This is a genomic window from Paraburkholderia sp. WC7.3g (assembly GCF_050436345.1).
Taxonomy (GTDB): domain Bacteria; phylum Pseudomonadota; class Gammaproteobacteria; order Burkholderiales; family Burkholderiaceae; genus Paraburkholderia; species Paraburkholderia podalyriae.
Genome location: NZ_JBNDMA010000002.1, coordinates 59,317 through 81,197, shown reverse-complemented (window position 1 = coordinate 81,197; position 21,881 = coordinate 59,317). Strand labels below are relative to the sequence as shown.

General features: G+C 63.3%; 26 protein-coding genes and 1 tRNA gene. 26 read left to right on the top strand and 1 reads right to left on the bottom strand.

The genetic code is table 11. From position 1 onward, the window contains the following. Window positions 1-159 precede the first annotated feature (159 nt). The 18 genes from OKW43_RS11740 to tatC all read left to right on the top strand — a co-directional run bounded on the left by OKW43_RS11740 (window position 160) and on the right by tatC (window position 13,903). Entirely contained in the window at window positions 160-1,092 is a 933-nt protein-coding gene (locus tag OKW43_RS11740; RefSeq protein WP_187636066.1) for an ABC transporter ATP-binding protein, read from the top strand. Continuing rightward, window positions 1,089-1,853, top strand: a complete 765-nt coding sequence (locus tag OKW43_RS11735; RefSeq protein WP_429447516.1) for an ABC transporter permease — start codon at window positions 1,089-1,091, stop codon at window positions 1,851-1,853. Before OKW43_RS11740 ends, OKW43_RS11735 begins: the two co-directional genes overlap by 4 nt. Window positions 1,854-1,868: 15 nt before the next feature. Then, complete coding sequence (locus OKW43_RS11730) at window positions 1,869-2,108, top strand: BolA family protein (RefSeq protein WP_187636064.1); 240 nt, start codon at window positions 1,869-1,871, stop codon at window positions 2,106-2,108. A 111-nt stretch (window positions 2,109-2,219) separates the two neighbouring features. Beyond that, window positions 2,220-3,482, top strand: a complete 1,263-nt coding sequence (gene murA / locus OKW43_RS11725; RefSeq protein ID WP_429447514.1) for a UDP-N-acetylglucosamine 1-carboxyvinyltransferase — start codon at window positions 2,220-2,222, stop codon at window positions 3,480-3,482. Continuing rightward, window positions 3,479-4,180, top strand: coding sequence for an ATP phosphoribosyltransferase (gene hisG, locus OKW43_RS11720; RefSeq protein WP_429447512.1), 702 nt, complete (start codon window positions 3,479-3,481; stop codon window positions 4,178-4,180). The genes murA and hisG overlap by 4 nt, the downstream gene beginning before the upstream one ends. A gap of 58 nt (window positions 4,181-4,238) precedes the next feature. Next, on the top strand, window positions 4,239-5,573 hold the full coding sequence (gene hisD / locus OKW43_RS11715) for a histidinol dehydrogenase (protein ID WP_187636061.1): 1,335 nt from the start codon (window positions 4,239-4,241) through the stop codon (window positions 5,571-5,573). Window positions 5,574-5,708: 135 nt separating this feature from the next. Further along, window positions 5,709-6,779: a histidinol-phosphate transaminase gene (gene hisC, locus OKW43_RS11710; protein ID WP_429447509.1), complete on the top strand. Its 1,071-nt coding sequence runs from the start codon at window positions 5,709-5,711 to the stop codon at window positions 6,777-6,779. A 102-nt stretch (window positions 6,780-6,881) separates the two neighbouring features. Then, a complete protein-coding gene (gene hisB, locus OKW43_RS11705; RefSeq protein ID WP_429447507.1) occupies window positions 6,882-7,469 on the top strand; it encodes an imidazoleglycerol-phosphate dehydratase HisB in 588 nt (195 codons plus the stop codon). Window positions 7,470-7,629: 160 nt separating this feature from the next. After that, window positions 7,630-8,271 carry an imidazole glycerol phosphate synthase subunit HisH gene (hisH, locus tag OKW43_RS11700; protein WP_429447505.1) on the top strand — a complete coding sequence of 214 codons (642 nt, stop codon included), beginning with the start codon at window positions 7,630-7,632 and terminating at the stop codon, window positions 8,269-8,271. A 181-nt stretch (window positions 8,272-8,452) separates the two neighbouring features. Further along, window positions 8,453-9,205 (top strand): 1-(5-phosphoribosyl)-5-[(5-phosphoribosylamino)methylideneamino]imidazole-4-carboxamide isomerase, encoded by a 753-nt coding sequence (hisA, locus tag OKW43_RS11695; RefSeq protein WP_233851518.1) that lies wholly within the window; start codon window positions 8,453-8,455, stop codon window positions 9,203-9,205. Window positions 9,206-9,452: 247 nt separating this feature from the next. Next, window positions 9,453-10,226 carry an imidazole glycerol phosphate synthase subunit HisF gene (gene hisF, locus OKW43_RS11690; protein WP_429447502.1) on the top strand — a complete coding sequence of 258 codons (774 nt, stop codon included), beginning with the start codon at window positions 9,453-9,455 and terminating at the stop codon, window positions 10,224-10,226. Between the two features lies 1 nt (window position 10,227). Then, window positions 10,228-10,638, top strand: a complete 411-nt coding sequence (gene hisI / locus OKW43_RS11685; protein WP_187636056.1) for a phosphoribosyl-AMP cyclohydrolase — start codon at window positions 10,228-10,230, stop codon at window positions 10,636-10,638. Further along, window positions 10,635-11,030 carry a phosphoribosyl-ATP diphosphatase gene (locus OKW43_RS11680; protein ID WP_187636055.1) on the top strand — a complete coding sequence of 132 codons (396 nt, stop codon included), beginning with the start codon at window positions 10,635-10,637 and terminating at the stop codon, window positions 11,028-11,030. The genes hisI and OKW43_RS11680 overlap by 4 nt, the downstream gene beginning before the upstream one ends. Before the next feature lie 90 nt (window positions 11,031-11,120). Then, on the top strand, window positions 11,121-11,516 hold the full coding sequence (locus tag OKW43_RS11675; RefSeq protein WP_187636054.1) for a DUF4870 family protein: 396 nt from the start codon (window positions 11,121-11,123) through the stop codon (window positions 11,514-11,516). A gap of 93 nt (window positions 11,517-11,609) precedes the next feature. Continuing rightward, window positions 11,610-11,975, top strand: coding sequence for a histidine triad nucleotide-binding protein (locus tag OKW43_RS11670; RefSeq protein WP_187636053.1), 366 nt, complete (start codon window positions 11,610-11,612; stop codon window positions 11,973-11,975). A 271-nt stretch (window positions 11,976-12,246) separates the two neighbouring features. Continuing rightward, window positions 12,247-12,492, top strand: coding sequence for a Sec-independent protein translocase subunit TatA (gene tatA, locus OKW43_RS11665; protein ID WP_187636052.1), 246 nt, complete (start codon window positions 12,247-12,249; stop codon window positions 12,490-12,492). Window positions 12,493-12,540: 48 nt separating this feature from the next. After that, window positions 12,541-13,086 (top strand): Sec-independent protein translocase protein TatB, encoded by a 546-nt coding sequence (gene tatB / locus OKW43_RS11660; RefSeq protein ID WP_187636051.1) that lies wholly within the window; start codon window positions 12,541-12,543, stop codon window positions 13,084-13,086. Window positions 13,087-13,120: 34 nt separating this feature from the next. Next, window positions 13,121-13,903 (top strand): twin-arginine translocase subunit TatC, encoded by a 783-nt coding sequence (gene tatC / locus OKW43_RS11655; protein ID WP_429447498.1) that lies wholly within the window; start codon window positions 13,121-13,123, stop codon window positions 13,901-13,903. Between the two features lie 91 nt (window positions 13,904-13,994). On the opposite strand, the gene OKW43_RS11650 is transcribed toward tatC, so the two are convergent. Continuing rightward, a complete protein-coding gene (locus tag OKW43_RS11650) occupies window positions 13,995-15,215 on the bottom strand; it encodes a Do family serine endopeptidase (protein WP_429447496.1) in 1,221 nt (406 codons plus the stop codon). A gap of 19 nt (window positions 15,216-15,234) precedes the next feature. On the opposite strand from OKW43_RS11650, the gene OKW43_RS11645 reads away from it, so the two are divergent. From OKW43_RS11645 to OKW43_RS11610, 8 genes are all read left to right on the top strand, one after another. Continuing rightward, window positions 15,235-15,981 carry a Nif3-like dinuclear metal center hexameric protein gene (locus OKW43_RS11645; protein ID WP_429447494.1) on the top strand — a complete coding sequence of 249 codons (747 nt, stop codon included), beginning with the start codon at window positions 15,235-15,237 and terminating at the stop codon, window positions 15,979-15,981. A 220-nt stretch (window positions 15,982-16,201) separates the two neighbouring features. Further along, entirely contained in the window at window positions 16,202-16,822 is a 621-nt protein-coding gene (gene petA, locus OKW43_RS11640) for a ubiquinol-cytochrome c reductase iron-sulfur subunit (RefSeq protein ID WP_187636047.1), read from the top strand. Continuing rightward, entirely contained in the window at window positions 16,822-18,201 is a 1,380-nt protein-coding gene (locus OKW43_RS11635) for a cytochrome b (protein WP_187636046.1), read from the top strand. Before petA ends, OKW43_RS11635 begins: the two co-directional genes overlap by 1 nt. A 23-nt stretch (window positions 18,202-18,224) precedes the next feature. Next, window positions 18,225-18,980 carry a cytochrome c1 gene (locus tag OKW43_RS11630; RefSeq protein WP_187636045.1) on the top strand — a complete coding sequence of 252 codons (756 nt, stop codon included), beginning with the start codon at window positions 18,225-18,227 and terminating at the stop codon, window positions 18,978-18,980. Window positions 18,981-19,074: 94 nt separating this feature from the next. Continuing rightward, window positions 19,075-19,686, top strand: a complete 612-nt coding sequence (locus tag OKW43_RS11625; RefSeq protein WP_006052302.1) for a glutathione S-transferase N-terminal domain-containing protein — start codon at window positions 19,075-19,077, stop codon at window positions 19,684-19,686. A gap of 66 nt (window positions 19,687-19,752) precedes the next feature. After that, on the top strand, window positions 19,753-20,250 hold the full coding sequence (locus OKW43_RS11620; protein ID WP_187636044.1) for a ClpXP protease specificity-enhancing factor: 498 nt from the start codon (window positions 19,753-19,755) through the stop codon (window positions 20,248-20,250). Between the two features lie 19 nt (window positions 20,251-20,269). Then, a tRNA-Thr gene (locus tag OKW43_RS11615) sits at window positions 20,270-20,345 on the top strand. Between the two features lie 399 nt (window positions 20,346-20,744). Continuing rightward, window positions 20,745-21,869: a methyltransferase gene (locus OKW43_RS11610; protein ID WP_429447491.1), complete on the top strand. Its 1,125-nt coding sequence runs from the start codon at window positions 20,745-20,747 to the stop codon at window positions 21,867-21,869. Window positions 21,870-21,881 lie beyond the last annotated feature (12 nt).

The window sequence follows — 21,881 nt, the reverse complement described above, 5'->3', positions numbered from 1 at the left end:
CCAAGCCGGGGGTGCCAGTTTTTGCCCTATAATCAAACGTTTTTTTGGGGCGTTGAACTGGCCCCCTAATCGGCCCCGGTTCCGTTTCTTCCAGCATTTGCTCGTCCCCAGGCTCCATCGGGGCTACTTGAGGCGCCGCGACGCACGCGGCCCATAATCATGTCAGCCATAGAAATTCGTAACGTCAAGAAGCGCTACAAGGATTTGCAGGCGCTCAAGGGCGTCAGCCTCACGGTCGAAGAAGGCGAGTTCTTCGGACTGCTTGGTCCGAACGGCGCGGGCAAGACGACGCTCATCAGCATTCTCGCGGGTCTCGCGCGCGCCGACGAAGGCAGCATCGCGGTGCGCGGTCATGACGTCGTCGACGATTTCCGCAACGCGCGCCGCGCGCTCGGCGTGGTGCCGCAGGAGCTGGTGTTCGATCCGTTCTTCACTGTGCGCGAAACCTTGCGCATCCAGTCGGGCTACTACGGGCTGCGCAACAACGACGCGTGGATCGACGAGATCATGGCCAATCTCGATCTCACCGAAAAAGCGGATGCCAACATGCGAGCGCTGTCGGGCGGCATGAAGCGTCGCGTGCTGGTCGCGCAGGCGCTCGTGCACCGTCCCCCGGTGATCGTGCTCGACGAACCGACCGCCGGTGTCGACGTCGAACTGCGCCAGACGCTGTGGAAGTTCATCTCGCGCCTGAATCGCGAAGGCCACACGATCGTGCTGACGACGCACTACCTGGAAGAGGCCGAATCGCTGTGCGACCGCATCGCGATGCTGCGCCGTGGCGAGGTCGTTGCGCTCGATCGCACCAGCACGCTGCTGCAGCGTTTCGCCGGCATGCAGCTGTTCGTGCGGTTCGCGCAGGGTGTGCTACCTGCCGAGCTGCGTCCGCTCGAGGCGGAAAGCGGCGCGAGCAACGGCAATGGCCGACAGCATCTGCTGCGCCTGACGAGCTACGACGACGTCGAGCGCATCCTCGCGCAATGCCGCGCGGCCGGTTGTACATTCGAAGAAATCGAGGTCCGCAAGGCCGACCTCGAAGACGTATTCGTTCAGGTGATGAACGGTCCGGAAGTGATCGAGGGGCTTGCATGAGCGGCTACAGTGGATTTGGCACGCTGTTCTATAAAGAACTGCTGCGCTTCTGGAAGGTGTCGTTCCAGACCGTACTCGCGCCGGTCATCACCGCGCTGCTTTACCTGACCATTTTCGGCCACGCGCTGCGCGGCCACGTGCAGGTCTATCCGGGCGTCGAATACACGAGTTTCCTGATTCCGGGCCTCGTGATGATGAGCGTGCTGCAGAACGCGTTCGCGAATAGTTCTTCTTCGCTGATTCAATCGAAGATCACCGGCAACCTCGTGTTCGTGCTGCTGCCGCCGCTGTCGCACTACGAGATGTTCGCGGCCTACGTCCTCGCGGCCGTGGCGCGCGGCCTTTGTGTCGGCTTCGGCGTGTTCATCGTGACCATCTGGTTCGTGCCGCTCGCGTTCACCGCGCCGCTCTACATCATCGTCTTCGCGATGTTCGGCGCGGCGATCCTCGGCACGCTGGGTCTGATCGCCGGCATCTGGGCCGAGAAGTTCGACCAGCTAGCCGCGTTCCAGAACTTTCTGATCATGCCGCTCACGTTCCTGTCGGGCGTGTTCTACTCGACGCATACGCTGCCGCCGGTGTGGCGAGAAGTATCGCGGCTCAATCCGTTTTTCTACATGATCGACGGCTTTCGCTATGGCTTTTTCGGCGTGTCGGATATCGACCCGCTGGTGAGCCTCGCGATCGTCGCCGGTTTCTTCGTGGTGCTGGCCGTCGTGGCGATGCGCATGCTCGCTACCGGCTACAAGCTGCGCCACTGACGAGGAGCTTCTAACATGTTGCCGACTCCCGAACAGGTCAAACAGTACATTTCAGCTGGACTCGCGTGCGAGCATCTTGAAGTCGAAGGCGACGGTCAGCATTTCTTTGCGACGATCGTCTCGCCGAACTTCGAAGGCAAGCGCCTGATCCAGCGTCACCAACTCGTGTATGCGGCGCTCGGCGACCGCATGCGCGAAGAAATCCACGCGCTCAGCATGAAGACGCTGACGCCCGCCGAATGGCAGAACGCGTAATCTGGAAATTTAGTGCGAATTACTCAGGAAGGGCGCGACACCGCTAGCGGCGCGCCGAACACAGACAAGGCAGGTCCGGACGCGAACCGGGCCGATCAGGAACCGACAGGCATGGATAAACTCATCATTGAAGGTGGCTACCCGCTCTCCGGTGAAGTTGTCGTCTCGGGTGCGAAAAACGCGGCATTGCCGATCCTGTGCGCGGGTCTGCTGAGCGCCGATCCGGTGCATCTGGAGAACGTGCCCGATCTGCAGGACGTGCGCACGATGCTCAAGCTGCTCGGCCAGATGGGCGTGCGTATCGAAGCCGGCGAAGGGCGCGTGGCGCTCGACGCGTCCAAGGTCGACAACCTCGTCGCGCCGTACGAAATGGTGAAGACGATGCGCGCGTCGATCCTCGTGCTCGGTCCGCTCGTCGCGCGCTTCGGTCATGCGCGCGTGTCGCTGCCGGGCGGCTGCGCGATCGGCGCGCGTCCGGTCGATCAGCACATCAAGGGTCTGCAGGCGATGGGCGCCGAGATCACGATCGAGCACGGCTTCATCGAAGCGCGCGCGAAGCGTCTGAAGGGCGCGCGCATCGTCACCGACATGATCACCGTGACCGGCACCGAGAACCTGCTGATGGCGGCGGTGCTCGCCGATGGCGAAACGGTCATCGAGAACGCCGCGCGCGAACCCGAAGTGGTCGACCTCGCGCATCTGCTCGTCGCGATGGGCGCGAAGATCGAAGGCATCGGCACCGACCGTCTGGTGATCCATGGCGTCGACAAGCTGCACGGTGCGAAGCACACGGTGATTCCGGACCGCATCGAAGCGGGCACTTTCCTGTGCGCGGTCGCGGCAGCCGGTGGCGACGTCACGCTGCGCAAGATGCGTCCGCTGCTGCTCGAAGCCGTCACCGAAAAGTTGCGCGAAGCGGGCGTCACGGTCGAGGAAGGCGACGACTGGATGCGCGTGCGCATGGACAAGCGCCCGAGCGCGGTCACGTTCCGCACCTCCGAATACCCGGCGTTTCCGACCGACATGCAGGCGCAGTTCATGGCGCTCAACACGATCGCGGACGGTACGTCGCAAGTCGTGGAGACGATCTTCGAAAACCGTTTCATGCACGTCCAGGAGCTGAACCGTCTCGGCGCGAGCATCACGATCGACGGCAACACGGCGCTCGTAACCGGCGTCGAAAAGCTGTCCGGCGCGAAGGTGATGGCCACCGATCTGCGCGCGTCCGCAAGTCTCGTGATTGCCGCGCTGCGCGCCGAGGGCGAGACGCTGATCGACCGCATCTATCACCTCGATCGTGGCTACGATCGCATGGAAGCGAAGCTAAACGCGATCGGCGCGAAGGTGCGTCGCGTTTCCGGGAGCGACGCATGAGTTCGATGCCGCAAACGTCGTCGTCGCCGGCGGTGAGCGCGCCGCTCACGCTCGCGTTGTCGAAAGGGCGTATCTTCGAGGAAACGCTGCCGCTGCTCGCGGCGGCCGGCATCGAAGTCGCGGAAGATCCGGAGAGCTCGCGCAAGCTGATCCTGCCGACCACCGACCCGAACCTGCGCGTGATCATCGTGCGCGCGACCGACGTGCCGACCTATGTGGAGTACGGCGCGGCCGACTTCGGTGTAGCCGGCAAAGACGTGCTGCTCGAGCATGGCGGCGGCGGCCTGTATCAGCCGGTCGACCTCGACATCGCCCGTTGCCGGATGTCGGTCGCGGTCGCGGCGGGTTTCGATTATGCGAACGCGGTGCGCCAGGGCGCGCGTCTGCGCGTCGCGACCAAGTACGTTGAAACCGCACGTGAGCATTTTGCCGCCAAGGGCGTTCACGTCGATCTGATCAAGCTGTACGGTTCGATGGAACTCGCGCCGCTGGTCGGCCTCGCCGACGCGATCGTCGACCTGGTCAGCTCGGGCAATACGCTGCGCGCGAACAATCTCGTCGAGGTGGAGGAGATCATGCAGATTTCGTCGCGCCTCGTGGTGAACCAGGCAGCGCTGAAGCTCAAACGCGCCGCGTTGCGGCCGATTCTCGACGCGTTTGCCAATGCGTCGTCGAATGCCGGCGCCCCGGCGGCCTGACTGACGATGGCAACGTGACGTCGCCCTGATAGCGCGCCTTACCGAAACGGATACCCGTATGTCTACCAAGATTCGCAAACTCGATTCCACCGCTCGCGACTTCCACAAGTCGCTGCACGCGGTGCTCGCGTTCGAGGCGAGCGAAGATGAAGCCATCGAGCGCGCGGTCGCGCAGATTCTGAACGACGTGAAGGCGCGCGGCGACGACGCCGTGCTCGAGTACACGAATCGCTTCGATCGCATCGATGCGAAAAGCGTGGCCGAACTCGAGCTGCCGATGTCGGAGCTCGAGGCTGCGCTCGAAAGTCTCGAGCCGAAGCGGCGTGCGGCGCTCGAAGCGGCGGCGGCGCGTGTGCGCGGCTATCACGAGAAGCAGAAGATCGAGTGCGGCAGCCATAGCTGGCAGTACACCGAGGCCGATGGCACCGTGCTCGGCCAGAAGGTCACGCCGCTCGATCGCGCGGGGATCTATGTGCCGGGTGGCAAGGCCGCGTATCCATCGTCGGTGCTGATGAACGCGATTCCGGCACGCGTGGCCGGCGTGCGCGAAATCGTGATGGTGGTGCCGACGCCGGACGGCGTGAAGAATCCGCTCGTGCTCGCGGCGGCTCTGCTGGGCGGCGTCGATCGTGTATTCACGATCGGCGGCGCGCAGGCGGTGGGCGCGCTCGCGTACGGCACGCAGACCATCCCCGCGGTCGACAAGATCTGCGGCCCTGGCAACGCGTATGTCGCGTCGGCGAAGCGGCGCGTGTTCGGCACGGTCGGCATCGACATGATCGCCGGGCCGTCGGAAATCCTCGTGCTGTGCGACGGCACGACCGATCCGCGCTGGGTCGCGATGGACCTGTTCTCGCAAGCCGAGCACGACGAGCTCGCGCAGTCGATCCTGCTGTGCCCGGACGACGCGTTCATCGCGCGCGTGCGCGAAGCGATCGACGAACTGCTGCCCGCCATGCCGCGCCACGAAGTGATCCGCACATCGCTCGAAAACCGCGGCGCGCTGATCAAGGTGCGCGACATGGCCGAGGCCTGCGCGATCGCCAACGACATCGCGCCGGAGCACGTCGAAATCTCGGCGCTGGAGCCGCATCAGTGGGCGCAGCAGATCCGTCACGCAGGCGCGATCTTCCTTGGCCGTTACACGAGCGAGAGCCTCGGCGACTACTGCGCGGGCCCGAACCACGTGCTGCCGACGTCGCGTACCGCACGGTTTTCGTCACCGCTCGGCGTCTATGATTTCTTCAAGCGTTCGAGCCTGATCGAGGTTAGCGCGGACGGTGCGCAGACGCTCGGCGAGATCGCCGCGGAACTCGCATACGGCGAAGGTCTGCAAGCGCACGCACGCAGCGCCGAATACCGGATGCGGCAGAACAACCACGAACGCGGCTGAGGCGGATCGCGCGATAACGCTGGCGCGCGGCGGAGCCTAACGCCCGTTCAATAACGACGACAGAGACCAACCCCGAGCGGCCCTGCGCCGACGACGCCGTCCCGGCGTTCTTCGCACGGCCTGGCCCCCGAAGCTATGACGACACCTCAAGACATCATCCGCAGCGACGTGCTCGCAATGACGAGCTACCCGGTTCCGGACGCCACCGGCTTCATCAAGCTCGACGCGATGGAAAACCCGTTTCCGCTGCCGCCGGAACTTGCCGCGCATCTCGGCGAGCGCCTGGCCGGCGTCGCGCTGAACCGTTATCCGGCGCCGCGTCCCGAGCAGCTGATCGAGCGCATCCGTCACGTGATGGGCGTGCCGGCGGGTTGCGACGTGTTGCTCGGCAACGGCTCGGATGAAATCATCAGCATCATGTCGGTCGCGTGCGCGAAGCCGGGCGCGAAGGTGCTCGCGCCGGTGCCGGGCTTCGTCATGTATCAGATGTCGGCGAAGCTGGCGAATCTGGAATTCGTCGGCGTGCCGTTGAAACCCGACTTCACGCTCGACACCGACGCGATGCTCGCGGCGATCGCCGAGCACGAACCGGCGATCGTCTATCTCGCGTATCCGAACAACCCGACCGGCACGCTGTTCGATGACGCCGAAATCGAGCGCATCATCGCCGCGGCGAGCAAGAGCCTGATCGTCATCGACGAGGCGTATCAGCCGTTCGCGCAGAAGAGCTGGCTGCCTCGCGCCGATCAGTTCGACAACGTCGTCGTGATGCGCACGGTGTCGAAGCTGGGCCTCGCCGGCATCCGCCTCGGTTACCTGGTCGGCAGGCCCGCGTGGCTGACCGAGTTCGACAAGGTGCGCCCGCCGTACAACACCAACGTGCTGACTCAGGCCGCCGCCGATTTCCTGCTCGACCACATCGGCGTGCTCGACGCGCAGGCCGCGCAATTGCGCGACGAGCGCACGAAGCTCGCGCGGGCGGTGGCGGCGCTACCGGGCGCCGAAGTGTTCCCGAGCGCGGGTAACTTCCTGCTCGTGCGCGTGCCCGATGCGTCGGTGCTGTTCGAAACTCTGCTAACGGCGCGGATTCTGATCAAAAACGTGAGTAAAATGCATCCATTGCTGGTCAATTGCGTGCGTTTGACCGTCGGTTCGCCGAACGAAAACGCCCACTTGCTCGCCGGGCTGAAACTCGTGTTGCGGTAATCCGCCGCGCCGAGCGGCGGCATAAAAGCGGCTGCACTGTGTAGCCCGCCATTTTTCCACCCCACATTACTAGCGCTTTCAAGCCAGATTCGAGGAATTGCCATGCGCCTTGCGGAAGTCGTTCGCAACACTAGCGAAACGCAGATCCGTGTGAAGATCAACCTGGATGGCACCGGCCAGCAGAAGCTGGCCACCGGTGTGCCTTTCCTGGACCACATGCTCGACCAGATCGCCCGCCACGGGTTGTTCGACCTCGAGATCGAAGCGCATGGCGACCTGCACATCGACGACCACCACACGGTCGAAGACACCGGCATCACGCTCGGCCAGGCCGTCGCGAAGGCGATCGGCGATCGCAAGGGCATCCGCCGCTACGGTCATTCCTACGTGCCGCTCGACGAAGCGCTGTCGCGCGTCGTGATCGATTTCTCCGGCCGTCCGGGCCTCGAATTCCACGTGCCGTTCACGCGCGCGCGCATCGGCACGTTCGACGTCGACCTGTCGATCGAATTCTTCCGCGGCTTCGTGAACCATGCCGGCGTGACGCTGCACATCGACAACCTGCGCGGCATCAACGCTCACCATCAGATGGAAACGGTATTCAAGGCGTTCGGGCGCGCGCTCCGCATGGCCGTCGAACTCGACGAGCGCGCAGCCGGGCAGATTCCGTCGACCAAGGGCAGCCTCTAACGCAACGGCCGTAACAGGCTTTAACACGGGTTTCAACGCCTCCAACGTCTTCAGCCACCCGCCTTCAGGCGACCCATCGGACATGACCGTCCATGCCGGCACGTCGTTCGACGCGGCGCGGCGGTATCGATGGATCGGGGGCAGAGCGGCCAAACTTGAAATGAAAACTTCGATAGCGATTGTGGATTACGGAATGGGCAACCTGCGCTCGGTTGCCCAGGCACTGCGCAAAGCCGCGCCGGAAGCGGACGTGGCGATCGTCGATCGTCCGGAAGCGATCCGCGCGGCCGACCGCGTGGTGCTGCCGGGCCAAGGCGCGATGCCTGACTGCATGCGCAGTCTCGGTGCGTCCGGTTTGCAGCAAGCGGTCGTCGAGGCGTCCCGCAGCAAGCCGCTGATGGGCGTGTGCGTCGGCGAGCAGATGCTGTTCGACTGGAGCGCCGAGGGCGACACGCCGGGTCTGGGTCTGTTGCCCGGCAAGGTCGTGCGTTTCGAGCTAGAAGGCCAGGTGCAGGACGACGGCTCGCGCTTCAAGGTCCCGCAGATGGGCTGGAACCGCGTGCGTCAGGCGCAGCCGCATCCGCTTTGGGACGGCGTCGCCGACAACGCGTTCTTCTACTTCGTGCACAGCTACTACGTGGTGCCGGACGACCCGGCGCATACGTCGGGCGAAACGGTCTACGGCGTGCCCTTTACCTCGGCGGTAGCGCGGGATAACATCTTTGCCACCCAATTCCACCCTGAAAAGAGCGCCGACGCGGGTTTGCGCGTGTATCGCAACTTCGTGCACTGGAACCCGTGAACGCCTTTTTTCATCCCGTTGCCGCGCGCGCGTCGCGCGGTGTCCCGGTCCCGCATCCGACCGGCGCCCCACTGGAGCGCCGAACGAGTTGTACTAAACTAGCGAGACGGTATTGCGGCGGGCTGACTCGCCAGCCGCTGCCGCCGACCTTCAATCCACTCCCAGATAACACCCGATTGCTATGCTGCTGATTCCCGCCATCGACCTGAAAGACGGTCAGTGTGTACGCCTCAAACAGGGCGATATGGACCAGGCGACGATTTTCTCCGAGGAACCGGCGGCAATGGCCCGACATTGGGTCGACCGCGGCGCGCGTCGACTGCATCTGGTCGACCTGAACGGCGCGTTTGCCGGCAAGCCGAAAAACGGCGATGCAATCCGCGCGATCATCGATGAAGTGGGCGGCCAGATTCCGGTTCAGCTGGGCGGCGGCATCCGCGACCTGAACACGATCGAGCGCTATCTGGACGACGGTTTATCGTACGTGATCATCGGCACCGCGGCGGTGAAGAACCCCGGCTTTCTGCAGGACGCGTGCACCGCGTTCGGCGGTCACATCATCGTCGGTCTCGACGCGAAAGACGGCAAGGTCGCCACCGACGGCTGGAGCAAGCTGACCGGTCACGAAGTGGCCGACCTCGCGCGCAAGTTCGAGGACTACGGCTGCGAGTCGATCATCTATACCGACATCGGCCGTGACGGCATGCTGCAAGGCATCAACATCGAAGCGACGGTGCGCCTTGCGCGCGCGGTCAAGATTCCGGTGATCGCGAGCGGCGGTCTGTCGAACCTCGCGGACATCGAATCGCTGTGCGAAGTCGAAGGCGAGGGCATCGAGGGCGTAATCTGCGGCCGCGCGATCTATTCGGGCGACCTCGACTTCGCGGCCGCGCAGACGCTCGCGGACAAGCTGCGCGAAGCGGACGACGCTTAAGCACGGCGTCGGCTGCGCGTGCTGGGCAGGTTGCGCGGGGCCGCCGGCGTTGCGCTCGTGTCGGCTTGCGGCGCTCGTTCGAACGATGGCTTGCCTGTAACGCGCGTCGCACGATCACGCGCCCGGAATCTCGCCAGCTTGCGGCCGGCACCTCACTCGCGGCGCGACGCAACCGCTCGCGCCGGCACCGTGCCGCTTGCCCGCAAGCGAGCGGCCTCATCAGCGGTATTGGCAAAATTGCACGATCATGGCTCTAGCTAAACGCATCATCCCCTGTCTCGACGTCACCGCGGGCCGCGTGGTCAAGGGCGTCAACTTCGTCGAACTGCGCGACGCGGGCGACCCGGTCGAAATCGCTCGCCGTTACGACGATCAGGGCGCCGACGAACTCACGTTCCTCGACATCACCGCGACCTCGGATCAGCGCGATCTGATTCTGCCGATCATCGAGGCGGTCGCCTCGCAGGTGTTCATTCCGCTGACGGTCGGCGGCGGCGTGCGCGCGGTCGAAGACGTGCGGCGCCTGCTGAACGCGGGCGCCGACAAGATCAGCATGAACTCGTCGGCGATTGCGAATCCGCAACTCGTGAAGGACGCGACCGACAAATACGGCTCGCAGTGCATCGTCGTGGCGATCGATGCGAAGCGCGTCTCGGCCGACGGCGAAACGCCGCGCTGGGAAGTGTTCACGCACGGCGGGCGCAAGGCCACCGGCCTCGACGCGGTTCAATGGGCGCGCAAGATGGCCGAGCTCGGCGCCGGCGAAATCCTGTTGACCAGCATGGATCGCGACGGCACCAGGAGCGGCTTCGACCTCGCCCTCACGCGCGCGGTGTCGGACGCAGTGCCGGTGTCCGTGATCGCTTCGGGCGGCGTCGGCAATCTGCAGCATCTCGCCGACGGCATCACGAGCGGTCACGCGGACGCGGTGCTCGCCGCGAGCATCTTCCACTATGGCGAACACACGGTCGGCGAGGCCAAGCGCTTCATGGCCGACCAGGGCATTTCGGTGAGGTTGTGACGTGACGAATTCCTCGGCAGTGAACTGGCTCGACAAGGTCAAGTGGGACGCGAACGGCCTCGTGCCGGTGATCGCGCAGGAAGCGTCGACGAACGACGTGTTGATGTTCGCGTGGATGAACCGCGAGGCTCTCGCGAAGACCGTCGAGACCGGCCGCGCGGTGTATTTCTCACGCTCGCGCCAGCGCCTGTGGTTCAAGGGCGAGGAGTCGGGCCACGTGCAGCATGTGCATGAAGTGCGACTCGATTGCGACGAAGACGTCGTGCTGCTGAAAGTCGAGCAGGTATCGGGCATCGCCTGCCATACCGGCCGCCACTCGTGCTTTTTCCAGAAATTCGAAGGCTCGGTGGACGACGGCGACTGGCAGGCCGTCGATCCCGTGCTGAAAGACCCCGAACACATCTACAAATGACGCAATCCACGCAAAACCCGTCGCCCGCCACGGCTTCCACGCTCGACACGCTGCTGCGCCTCGCGGCGGTGATCGACAGCCGCAAGGGCGGCGATCCGGACATCTCGTACGTATCGCGCCTGTTCCACAAGGGCGACGACGCGGTGCTGAAGAAGATCGGCGAAGAGGCCACGGAAGTCGTGCTGGCCGCGAAAGACGCGCGCCACGGCGGCGCGCCTAAGGCGCTGGTCGGCGAGGTCGCGGATCTGTGGTTCCACTGCCTCGTGATGCTGTCGCATTTCGATCTAAGTCCCGCTGACGTGGTCGCCGAGCTCGAGCGACGCGAAGGCCTGTCGGGCATCGAGGAAAAGGCGCTGCGCAAGAGCCGCGAGCGCGACGAGAACGGCGACTGAGCAAGCGGAGCGGAAATCTGGCGCTTCCGCTTGAAGTCGCGTGCGCCGGCACCTATATAGCGGTAACCGCACCTTCGGGAGGACGCAAGCATGGAACAGCCGCAAGAAAGCTATCCGCCGCCGGTCTACCGCCACGCGATGGAGCCCGAACGCGAGCGCAGCCTGCGAACGCTGACACACGTGCTGTATGCGCTGTATGCGGTTCACTGGCTGACCGGCGGGCTCACCATTCTGATCGCGATCATCATCAACTACGTCAAACGGCCGGACGTGGCCGGCACGCCGTACGAAGCGCACTTCGAATGGCAAATCCGCACGTTCTGGCTGGGCCTCGTCGGTTACGCGATCGGTGCGTTGCTGTTGCTCGTCGTGATCGGCATTCCATTGCTGTGGGCCGTCAGCATATGGATGTTGTACCGTATTATCAAAGGCTGGCTGTATCTGTACGATAACAAGCCGTTCGCGAATCCGGCCGGCTGGGTCTGAACGCTCGCCGGTCCGCATGGGTGGGCCGGCTTTCGGGTCGAACCTCGTCGCGCGCGGCTTCGCTCGCCTAAGTCATACCGCGTCAGGAATACGATGAGTCACGATCCGAACTGTCTTTTCTGCAAGATCGCCGCTGGCGAAATCCCGTCGACCCGAGTCCACGCAGACGACGAGTTCGTCGCCTTCCGCGACATCCGGCCGGCGGCCGAAACGCATGTGCTGGTGATTCCTCGCCAGCACATCGCGACGCTGTCGAACTGCGTCGAAAGCGACGCGCCTCTGCTTGGTAGAATGCTTGTGCTGGCCGCGCGACTGGCCGAGCAATTGGGGGTCGCATACAGCGGCGGAGAAACGGGCTTTCGCACGGTCATCAATACCGGTCCGGGCGGTGGTCAGGAGGTGTATCACCTGCACCTGCACATTCTCGCGGGACCGCGCCCCTGGCAACGCATGGGCTGAGTGCCGGCTCGCGTGTCATGCGCGCTGCGTGAAATGCGCAAACCGGCGCGAGTTTTGGTCGAGGACAATAGCGCCACCGTTGTTTTTACCGCTGTAATAACGTCGACGCGATCGTCTCGCCACAATGACATCGGTGGAGACCACGGGCGTATCGCCAGCGAGGCGTGGCGACGTGCGGTAACGTAGAGTGAGATGGAGACGAAGCGCACGCGCTTCAGGTTATGCAAATTTGCCGCATCGAGATGCGGCGCCGGGGTTAAGGAGAGTAGTCATGGGTTCGTTGAGTATTTGGCATTGGTTGATCGTTCTGTTGATCGTCGCGCTCGTGTTCGGCACGAAGAAGCTGCGCAACATCGGTGGCGATCTGGGCGGCGCGGTAAAGGGCTTCAAGGAAGGCATGAAGGATGCCGATTCGCCGTCCGCCGACGCGCAACAGCAGCAGCGCGAGTTGCCGCGCAACGGCGCGGTGGACGTGGACGCGAAGGAAAAGACGCAGCAATCGAGCGACTACCGCTAAGCCGCGGCGTTCGCGCCGTTCCCGCGTTTCTGACGGACACCCCATTTCATGCTGGACCTCGGTCTAACCAAGATGGCGCTGATCGGCGTCGTCGCGCTGGTCGTCCTCGGGCCTGAGCGCCTTCCACGTGTGGCTCGCACGGCCGGCGCGCTGTTCGGCCGCGCACAGCGGTACATCAATGACGTGAAGGCCGAGGTCACGCGCGAAATCGAGCTCGACGAATTGCGGCGCATGAAGACCGAGTTCGAGAAGGCCGCGAGCAATGTCGAAACGGCGGTTCAGGACAATCTGCGCAAGCATGAGAATGAACTGAACGAAGCATGGAATAGCGGTACGTCGGTGTCGCCGAGCATCGCCGGCGGCGCGCTCGAAGACGCTGGCAGCGGGGGCAGCGGCAGCACCGGTGGTGCCACCTCGTGGCCAGTCAGTACGCCGGCCGCCGCGCCCAAACGCAAGAACTGGCGCGTCCAGCAGAGCGCCATGCCCACCTGGTATAAACGTGCGAGTCTGCGCCGCACGCGCGTGCAGTCGGGCGCCGCGCGCGTTGCGCGGCACACACCTGCCAACCTGCGTCGTCCGACGCGGTTTTTCTGATGTTCAGATCGACAATCCCTAACCGAGGGCCGGTGTGAGCGACCCCCAGCAATCCCAGAACGAAGGCACTGAAGAGACCTTCATTTCCCACCTCGTCGAACTGCGTGACCGCATCATCCGTGCGGGGCTTGCCGTCATCGTCGTGTTCATCGGGCTCGTGTACTGGGCGCCGGACATCTTCAAACTGCTCGCGCGTCCGCTGATGATGAATCTGCCGAAGGACGGCAAGATGATCGTCACCGACGTCACCGGCTCGTTCTTCGTGCCGATGAAGGTGACGATGCTGGTCGCCTTCGTGCTCGCGCTGCCGGTCGTGCTGTACCAGATCTGGGCGTTCGTCGCGCCTGGGCTCTATCAGCACGAGAAGAAGCTGGTCGCGCCGCTGGTTGCGAGCAGTTACACGCTGTTCCTGTGCGGCATGGCGTTCGCGTACTTCGTCGTGTTTCCGACCATTTTCCGCGTGATGGCGCACTACAACGCGCCGCTAGGCGCGGAGATGACAACCGATATCAACAATTACCTGAGCTTCGTGCTGACGATGTTCATCGCGTTCGGCGTCACGTTCGAGGTGCCGATCGTCGTCGTGCTGCTGGTGCGGATGAACGTGGTGACGCTGAAGAAGCTGAAGGAAATCCGGCCGTACGTGATCGTCGGCGCGTTCGTGGTATCGGCCGTCGTCACGCCGCCGGACGTGTTTTCGCAGTTGATCCTCGCGGTTCCGCTGATCGTGCTGTACGAAGCGGGCATCATCGCGGCGCGGCTGATCGTCGGCAAGCAGCCGGTGATCGTGGAGGATGCGAGTCCGCCGTCGAGTTGAGGTATCGCGAGCCGGTGTCGTGCGTCAAATAAAAAGGGCAGTTCATCGCGGACTGCCCTTTTTCGTTGCGCGGAAGCCGTAAGCCTTAACCTCAGCCGCCCTCGTCGTCCGGGTGATCGCCGCCGTTTTCGTCTTCCGCCTGTTTCGGCGGCGGTGGGCGTTTGCCGATCATCACATCGAGATCGATCTGATGACCCTTGCGCACCAGGTGCACCTTGGCCGCCGTGCCCGGCTTGATCTGCGCGATCACGTTCAATAGACGCGTGGTATCGGTGATCTGCTGGCCGTTCACGCTGGTCAGGATGTCGCCGGGCTTGATGCCCGCGCGGTCGGCCGGACCGCTCTTCAGCACGCCCGCGACGATCGCGCCCGACTTCTGGTCGAGTCCGAACGACTCTGCGATTTCCGGCGTCACATCCTGCGGTTCGACGCCGATCCAACCGCGCGTGACCGTGCCGGTCGTGATGATGCTTTCGAGCACGCTGCGCGCGGTCGACACCGGAATCGCGAAGCCGATACCGAGCGAGCCGCCAGAGCGCGAGTAGATGGCTGTGTTGATGCCGAGCAGGTTGCCGTTCACGTCGACGAGCGCACCGCCCGAGTTGCCGGGGTTGATCGGTGCGTCGGTCTGGATGAAGTTTTCGAACGTGTTGATGCCGAGGTGGTTGCGGCCCAGCGCGCTGACGATGCCCATCGTCACGGTCTGTCCGACGCCGAACGGATTGCCGATCGCGAGCACGACGTCGCCGACGCGGGTCTGGTCCATCCGGCCGAGCGTGATGGTGGGCAGATTGGTCATGTTGACCTTGAGCACGGCCAGATCGGTTTCGGGGTCGATACCGATGACCTTCGCGCTGGCGGTGCGGCCGTCGGCGAGCGCGACTTCGATCTGATCGGCGCCGTCGACGACGTGCTGGTTCGTTAGAATGTAACCTTCCGAACTCACTATCACGCCTGAGCCGAGATTCGAGGCAGGCTGCTCCTGCTGCTTGCGATTGTTCCTGTCGCCGAAGAAGTAGCGGAACAGCGGATCTTTGGCGCGCGGGTCGGGAGGCAGTGAGCCATCCTTACTGGAGAACACGTTGACGACCGCGGGCATGGCCTTTTGCGCCGCTTCGGCATAGGACGTTTCGGCGTGGCCAGTGCCGATGCCCGGCGCCACTTCCCGCAGCGCGACGATCGGTTCGACGAGTTGTCTGCCGAACTGTCCTTGACGCTGCAGCCACTGCGGTTTGAGGGTCGCAATGATGAACATCAGCGCCAACAGCACCGTCACCGCTTGGGCAAATAACAGCCAGAAGCGTCTAAGCATCTGAAGACTAGGGGTCTATATGGATCGGATCGAACTTGAATTGTACTTGAACAATCTCCTTGAAACCGCGCGCTTCAAGGACTATTGCCCGAACGGATTGCAGGTCGAGGGGCGCCGCCGGATCAACAAACTCGCGACCGGCGTGACCGCGTCGGTGGCCTTTCTGGAGGCCGCGCTGGACTGGGGCGCGGACGCCGTTCTGGTCCATCACGGCTACTTCTGGCGCAACGAGGCACCGCAGATCACCGGCCGCAAACATGCTCGTTTGAAGCTGCTGCTCGCCAACGACCTGAACCTGTTCGCCTATCATCTGCCACTCGACGATCACCCCGAATTCGGCAACAACGCGCAGATCGGCGAGAAGATGGGCTGGATCAGCGACGCGCGTTTTGGCGACAACGATCTTGGCTGGCTCGCCACCTTGCCGATGCGGATCACGTTGTCGCACCTGACCGCGGAAATCGCGCAGACGCTGGGCCGCACGCCGCTCGTGTTCGGTGATCCGGATCTTGAACTGCGCCGCGTCGGCTGGTGCACGGGCGCCGCGCAAGGCATGTTCGACGCGGCGATCAACGCGGGCGTCGACGTCTACGTGACCGGCGAGGTTTCGGAGTCGGTCATGCATACGGCGGCGGAAAGCGGCGTCGCGTTTCTGGCCGCCGGCCACCACGCGACCGAACGCTTCGGCGTGCAGGCAGTGGGCAAGCATCTGTCCGAATCGTTCGATATCGAACACCTGTTTATCGACATCCCCAATCCCGTTTGAATTGCGAATTGCATTAACGAAGAAAAAGGTAGGAATACCGTAGAAGGCACTTAAAAGGGGGCACGAAAAAGTTTGCGATCGGTACGGACAAACCCTGAGTTATCAAGGACTTCGCACGGTTTTTGGCAATCGGCCCTTGTAAATGACGACTCCATTCGAGCAAACTAGCAGCGGTAGAAGCGACGTGAAGGAAAAATCCAACTCAGAAGTGGGGCGTGTAATGCGAGACAAAGAAGAGGAACGCGTCGATGGCAGCCGCCGTAACTGGCTGGTAGCGACGACCGTAGCAGGCGGCATAGGAGGTGTTGCCGTTGTCGTACCCTTTGTTAGTTCGTTTGCACCATCCGAAAAGGCCAAGGCCGCAGGTGCGCCGGTCGAAGTCGATATCAGCAGTCTGAAGCCCGGCGACATGATGACGGTCGCCTGGCGTGGCAAGCCGGTGTGGATCATCAACCGCACGGACCGCATGCTCGCCGATGTTCAAAAAGCCGACAGCCAGGTAGCGGACCCCCACTCGCTGAATCCATTCTCGATGCCGCTGCCGGAGTACTGCAACAACGAATTCCGTTCACGCGCCGAGAATAAGCGTCTGCTCGTCGCTGTCGCCGTTTGCACGCATCTGGGCTGCACGCCGACGCCGCGCTTCCAGGAAGGCCCGCAGCCCAACCTGCCAGACGACTGGCCCGGCGGTTTCCTGTGTCCTTGCCACGGCTCGACCTACGACATGGCCGGCCGCGTCTTCAAGAACAAGCCCGCTCCGCAGAACCTCGACATCCCGCGCTTCATGTTCACGTCGGCGACGGCCCTCGTGATCGGGAAGGACGAAAAAGGAGAAGCGTAATGGCGAGCGAACACGAAGTAGAGACGACCGGGCTGGCGGGTTGGATCGACCAGCGCTTCCCAATGACTGCCACGTGGAAGAAGCACGTTTCCGAGTACTACGCGCCGAAGAACTTCAACTTCTGGTACTTCTTCGGTTCGCTTGCGTTGCTGATGCTGGTCAATCAGATCGTCACCGGCATTTTCCTGACGATGAACTACAAGCCCGATGCGACGCTCGCGTTTTCGTCGGTCGAGTACATCATGCGCGAGGTGCCGTGGGGCTGGCTGATCCGCTACATGCACTCCACGGGCGCGTCGATGTTTTTCGTGGTCGTGTATCTCCACATGTTCCGCGGGCTCATGTACGGCTCGTACCGCAAGCCACGCGAGCTCGTGTGGATTTTCGGCTGCCTGATCTTCCTGAGCCTGATGGCCGAGGCGTTCTTCGGCTACCTGCTGCCGTGGGGCCAGATGTCGTTCTGGGGCGCGCAGGTGATCGTGAACCTGTTCTCGGCGATTCCGTTCATCGGGCCGGATCTGTCGCTGTGGATTCGCGGTGACTACGTCGTGTCCGACGTCACGCTGAACCGCTTCTTCGCATTCCACGTGATCGCGATTCCGCTCGTGCTGGTCGGCCTCGTGATCGCGCACGTGGTCGCGCTGCACGAAGTCGGCTCGAACAACCCGGACGGCATCGAGATCAAGGCGAGGAAGGGGCCGGATGGCGTGCCGCTCGACGGCATTCCGTTCCACCCGTATTACTCCGTGCACGACTTCATGGGCGTGTGCATCTTCCTGCTGATCTTCGCGGCGATCATCTTCTTCGGGCCGGAAATGGGCGGGTACTTTCTCGAAGCGAACAACTTCATTCCCGCGAATCCGCTGCAGACGCCGTCGGAAATTGCGCCGGTGTGGTACTTCACCGCGTTCTACGCGATGCTGCGCGCCACCACCGATCCATTCAAGATCGTGCTGATGATCGTCATCGCGCTGCTCGGGCTGCTCGCGCTCGTGCGAGCGCGCGGCAAGTGGCGGATCGGTCTGCCGGTGCTCGCCGTGCTGGTGATCGTCGCGATGGTGTTCACCGAATCGAAGTTCTGGGGCGTCGTGGTGATGGGCAGCGCGGTGATTTCGCTGTTCTTCCTGCCGTGGCTGGACCGGTCGCCGGTCAAGTCGATCCGCTACCGGCCGTTCTTCCACAAGGTTTTCTTCGGGATCTTCGTGATCGCGTTTCTGACGCTCGGCTTCCTCGGCACGCGGCCGCCATCGCCGGCGGCGACGCTGATCGCGCAGATTTGCGCGCTGATCTACTTCGCGTTTTTCCTCGGCATGCCTTTCTGGACGCGGCTTGGCAAGTTCAAGCAGCCGCCGGAACGGGTGCGGTTCAAGCCTCACTAATCGCGAGCCAGGAGAACACGAAGATGAAAAAACTGCTTTCGTTGTGCGCGCTGCTCGGCGTGACCGTGCTCGCCCTGTTGGCCGCTCCGGTCCACGCGGACGAGAATTTCCCGCTCGACCGCGCGCCGGACAACACGAACAATTTCGCTTCCTTGCAGCGCGGCGCGCAATTGTTTGTAAACTACTGCCTGAATTGCCACAGCGCGAACCTGATGCGCTACAACCGCCTGACCGATCTCGGCATTACGCCGAACGAAATCCAGGCGAACCTGCTGTTCACCACCGACAAGGTCGGCAACACGATGACCGTGGCGATGCGCCCGGAGGATGCGAAAGCGTGGTTCGGAGCGACGCCGCCGGATCTGTCGGTGGAGGCGCGGGCGCGCGGCACGGACTGGCTGTACACGTATCTGCGCAGTTTTTACCGCGACGATACGCGCCCGACTGGCTGGAACAATCTGGCGTACCAAAACGTGAGCATGCCTCACGTGCTGTGGCAGCTTCAGGGGCAGCGCGCGGCGAAATTCGGCGACGAAACCGACGAAAGAACCGGCGAAACGGTACACAAATTCCTCGGCTTCCAGCAACTGACTCCGGGGACGATGTCGCCGGTAGATTATGATTCTGCTGTGGCCGACCTCGTGTCGTACCTGTCATGGATGTCCGAACCGACTCAGCAAACTCGCAGGCAACTTGGCGTGTGGGTGCTGTTGTTCCTCGGTATCCTGAGCTTTTTCGCCTGGCGACTGAACGCCGCGTACTGGAAACATATCAAATAATCACGTCGTTACACGGCGTGGGGCCGGCGCCAGGAAAGACTGCTGAACGGTTTTTCCGCGCGCTGGCCCTTCAGCTTTTTGAGGAAACGTAAACATGATGGTTCTGTATTCCGGCACTACTTGCCCGTTCTCCCAGCGTTGCCGGCTGGTGTTGTTCGAAAAGGGCATGGACTTCGAAATCCGCGACGTCGACCTGTTCAACAAGCCGGAAGACATCGCCGTGATGAATCCGTACGGTCAGGTACCGATTCTCGTCGAACGGGACCTGATTCTGTACGAATCGAACATCATCAACGAGTACATCGACGAGCGCTTCCCGCACCCGCAGCTGATGCCGGCCGATCCGGTGCAGCGTGCGCGCGCCCGCCTGTTCCTGCTCAACTTCGAGAAAGAGCTGTTCGTCCACGTCGGCACGCTCGAAAACGAGAAGGGCAAGGCTGCGGAGAAGAATCACGAGAAAGCGCGCCTCGCGATCCGCGATCGCCTCACGCAGCTCGCGCCGATCTTCCTGAAGAACAAGTACATGCTCGGCGAAGAGTTCTCGATGCTCGACGTCGCGATTGCGCCGCTCTTGTGGCGCCTCGACCATTACGGTATCGAGCTGTCGAAGAACGCCGCGCCGCTGATGAAGTACGCTGAGCGCATTTTCAGCCGCCCGGCCTATATCGAAGCGCTGACGCCGTCGGAGAAGGTGATGCGTCGTTGAGTTTGGCTTTGGAGCGCGGGCGCAGCATCGCTTTGAGGCGCGCCCGCGCCCGCAAGAGGACTGTTGATGCAAGAGATTTCCACCAAGCCTTATCTGCTGCGCGCGCTTTACGAGTGGTGCACGGATAACGGCTACACGCCGCACATCGCGGTCCGGGTCGACAATCAGACGCGTGTGCCGCGTCAGTTCGTGCGTGACAACGAAATCGTGTTGAACATCAGCTTCGAGGCGACCAGCCAGCTGCAGATGGGCAACGAGTGGATCGAGTTCAACGCGCGCTTTTCCGGCAAGTCGCACAAAATCGAGGTGCCGGTCGCCAATATTCTCGCGATCTACGCGCGCGAAAACGGCCAGGGCATGGCGTTCCCGGTCGAATCGGCGGGCGGCGAGGCTCAGGATTCGGGCGCGGATGCCGCGGACGAAGCCGATACGCCGACGACTCCGCACGCGGTCGAAACCGCACCGGCCGACCCGGCCGCAGCGACGGAAGCCAGCGACAAACCGCAGCCCGACGACGATGGCTCGAAAGGCGGCGGCAGGGCTCGCCTTAAGATCGTGAAATGAAGTAGAATCACCGCCTCATGCCGGCTTAGCTCATCAGGTAGAGCGCTTGACTTGTAATCATGAGGTGGCGGGTTCGAGTCCTGCAGCCGGCACCAGATTGGAAAACCCCGTCGAAGCGCACGCTTCGGCGGGGTTTTTCTTTTCCGGTGGAAGACGCCCGAATCGTTGCGGAAGCCGATGACGGAAGCCTCGGTCAGGCTTATTGCGCGGATTTCACGCACGTCAAAGCGTGCGAAGGCAGCGTGAGGTGAGCCGCTCGATGGCTCAAAAATCACGATATCTCTTTCACCTTGTCGATCGTGGACTTGTTTGTCTACATTCGGTGCGTCTAAACTCCCTTGATCACCTTCACCGACGCATACCGCGCCGCGAATCCGCACGATGGCGGTACGGTACTATTCGGGCGTCGCCCGGAATGACCGGCAGCCACCGAGTATGCTGGTCCGCTGCCGCGGTCCTCGTCGCCGGCGACGTCACATCGACTCCATTGCGCCATGACCAGCCCCACAACTCTCACCTGGCCCGAAGCCGACGGCCCGCGCACCGCACGCTGGCGTTCCGAAGCGGCCGTGCCGCCGCCTAAGCGCGTCGTCGTCGCCGACGACCGCACCACCGCCGATTCGGCCTACCGCCTCGCCTGCGAGGGCATCGCGCTGCTGTGGCACGGCGATTTCCAGAATGCGCGCCAACTGCTGCAGGCGGTCACGCGCCGGCTCGAACGCAAGCCCCGCAAGCAGGGCGCGACACCGCTCGACGCGTTCAACCTGCATCGGCAGGCGCAGTCGCAGCGCGCGCGCACGCTCGGCATGATCCTGATTCCGCTCGATGCCGACTACGGCATTCCGCTGCGCCGCGCGCCCGACGTGCGGCAGGCCTGTATCGAAGCGTATGGCCCGGCGACCGGTGAGGCGTCGGTCGTGTCGTTGCGCGAATTGCTGGGCTTGATCGGCGCGCACGAATGGCGCAAGAAAGGTGTTGAGATTGCCGCGCTCGGCGAGCGCGTCCATCCGCACTATGGCGTGTTCTCACCGGTACGCGGTGAGTATGTCGATCTCGTCGCGCGCACGGCGCTGCCGTCGCTCGACCTCGCGTTCGATATCGGCACCGGCACCGGCGTGCTGGCCGCTCTGCTGGCCAAACGTGGCGTGCGCAAGATCGTCGCGACGGATCAGGATTCGCGCGCGCTTGCATGTGCTCGTGAAAATCTGGTGCGCCTCGGCTACGGCGAGCAGGTCGAGATCGTGCAAGCCGATCTGTTTCCGGACGGACGCGCGCCGCTCGTCGTCTGCAATCCGCCGTGGGTGCCGGCGCGGCCTGCGTCGCCGCTCGAATACGCGGTCTACGATCCGGACAGCCGTATGCTGCTCGGCTTCCTGAACGGGCTTGCGGCTCATCTGACGCCGGGCGGCGAGGGCTGGCTGATCATTTCGGATTTCGCCGAGCACCTCGGCCTGCGCACGCGCGAGTGGCTGCTGGCGGCGATCGAGCACGCGGGGCTGAGTGTCGTGGGACGTGAGGACATTCGCCCACGGCATCCGAAGGCCAGCGATCAGAACGATCCGCTGTACGTTGCGCGAGCGGCCGAGGTCACGTCGTTGTGGCGGCTCAAGGTTCGATGACGGCGATTGCGC

Excerpts from the sequence above, each read along its gene's own strand:
- OKW43_RS11740 (WP_187636066.1), top strand. The coding sequence starts at position 160 with ATGTCAGCCATAGAAATTCGTAACGTCAAGAAGCGCTACAAGGATTTG.
- OKW43_RS11735 (WP_429447516.1), top strand. The coding sequence starts at position 1,089 with ATGAGCGGCTACAGTGGATTTGGCACGCTGTTCTATAAAGAACTGCTG.
- OKW43_RS11730 (WP_187636064.1), top strand. The coding sequence starts at position 1,869 with ATGTTGCCGACTCCCGAACAGGTCAAACAGTACATTTCAGCTGGACTC.
- murA (WP_429447514.1), top strand. The coding sequence starts at position 2,220 with ATGGATAAACTCATCATTGAAGGTGGCTACCCGCTCTCCGGTGAAGTT.
- hisG (WP_429447512.1), top strand. The coding sequence starts at position 3,479 with ATGAGTTCGATGCCGCAAACGTCGTCGTCGCCGGCGGTGAGCGCGCCG.
- hisD (WP_187636061.1), top strand. The coding sequence starts at position 4,239 with ATGTCTACCAAGATTCGCAAACTCGATTCCACCGCTCGCGACTTCCAC.
- hisC (WP_429447509.1), top strand. The coding sequence starts at position 5,709 with ATGACGACACCTCAAGACATCATCCGCAGCGACGTGCTCGCAATGACG.
- hisB (WP_429447507.1), top strand. The coding sequence starts at position 6,882 with ATGCGCCTTGCGGAAGTCGTTCGCAACACTAGCGAAACGCAGATCCGT.
- hisH (WP_429447505.1), top strand. The coding sequence starts at position 7,630 with ATGAAAACTTCGATAGCGATTGTGGATTACGGAATGGGCAACCTGCGC.
- hisA (WP_233851518.1), top strand. The coding sequence starts at position 8,453 with ATGCTGCTGATTCCCGCCATCGACCTGAAAGACGGTCAGTGTGTACGC.
- hisF (WP_429447502.1), top strand. The coding sequence starts at position 9,453 with ATGGCTCTAGCTAAACGCATCATCCCCTGTCTCGACGTCACCGCGGGC.
- OKW43_RS11680 (WP_187636055.1), top strand. The coding sequence starts at position 10,635 with ATGACGCAATCCACGCAAAACCCGTCGCCCGCCACGGCTTCCACGCTC.
- OKW43_RS11675 (WP_187636054.1), top strand. The coding sequence starts at position 11,121 with ATGGAACAGCCGCAAGAAAGCTATCCGCCGCCGGTCTACCGCCACGCG.
- OKW43_RS11670 (WP_187636053.1), top strand. The coding sequence starts at position 11,610 with ATGAGTCACGATCCGAACTGTCTTTTCTGCAAGATCGCCGCTGGCGAA.
- tatA (WP_187636052.1), top strand. The coding sequence starts at position 12,247 with ATGGGTTCGTTGAGTATTTGGCATTGGTTGATCGTTCTGTTGATCGTC.
- tatB (WP_187636051.1), top strand. The coding sequence starts at position 12,541 with ATGCTGGACCTCGGTCTAACCAAGATGGCGCTGATCGGCGTCGTCGCG.
- OKW43_RS11650 (WP_429447496.1), bottom strand. The coding sequence starts at position 15,215 with ATGCTTAGACGCTTCTGGCTGTTATTTGCCCAAGCGGTGACGGTGCTG.
- OKW43_RS11645 (WP_429447494.1), top strand. The coding sequence starts at position 15,235 with ATGGATCGGATCGAACTTGAATTGTACTTGAACAATCTCCTTGAAACC.
- petA (WP_187636047.1), top strand. The coding sequence starts at position 16,202 with ATGCGAGACAAAGAAGAGGAACGCGTCGATGGCAGCCGCCGTAACTGG.
- OKW43_RS11635 (WP_187636046.1), top strand. The coding sequence starts at position 16,822 with ATGGCGAGCGAACACGAAGTAGAGACGACCGGGCTGGCGGGTTGGATC.
- OKW43_RS11630 (WP_187636045.1), top strand. The coding sequence starts at position 18,225 with ATGAAAAAACTGCTTTCGTTGTGCGCGCTGCTCGGCGTGACCGTGCTC.
- OKW43_RS11625 (WP_006052302.1), top strand. The coding sequence starts at position 19,075 with ATGATGGTTCTGTATTCCGGCACTACTTGCCCGTTCTCCCAGCGTTGC.
- OKW43_RS11620 (WP_187636044.1), top strand. The coding sequence starts at position 19,753 with ATGCAAGAGATTTCCACCAAGCCTTATCTGCTGCGCGCGCTTTACGAG.
- OKW43_RS11610 (WP_429447491.1), top strand. The coding sequence starts at position 20,745 with ATGACCAGCCCCACAACTCTCACCTGGCCCGAAGCCGACGGCCCGCGC.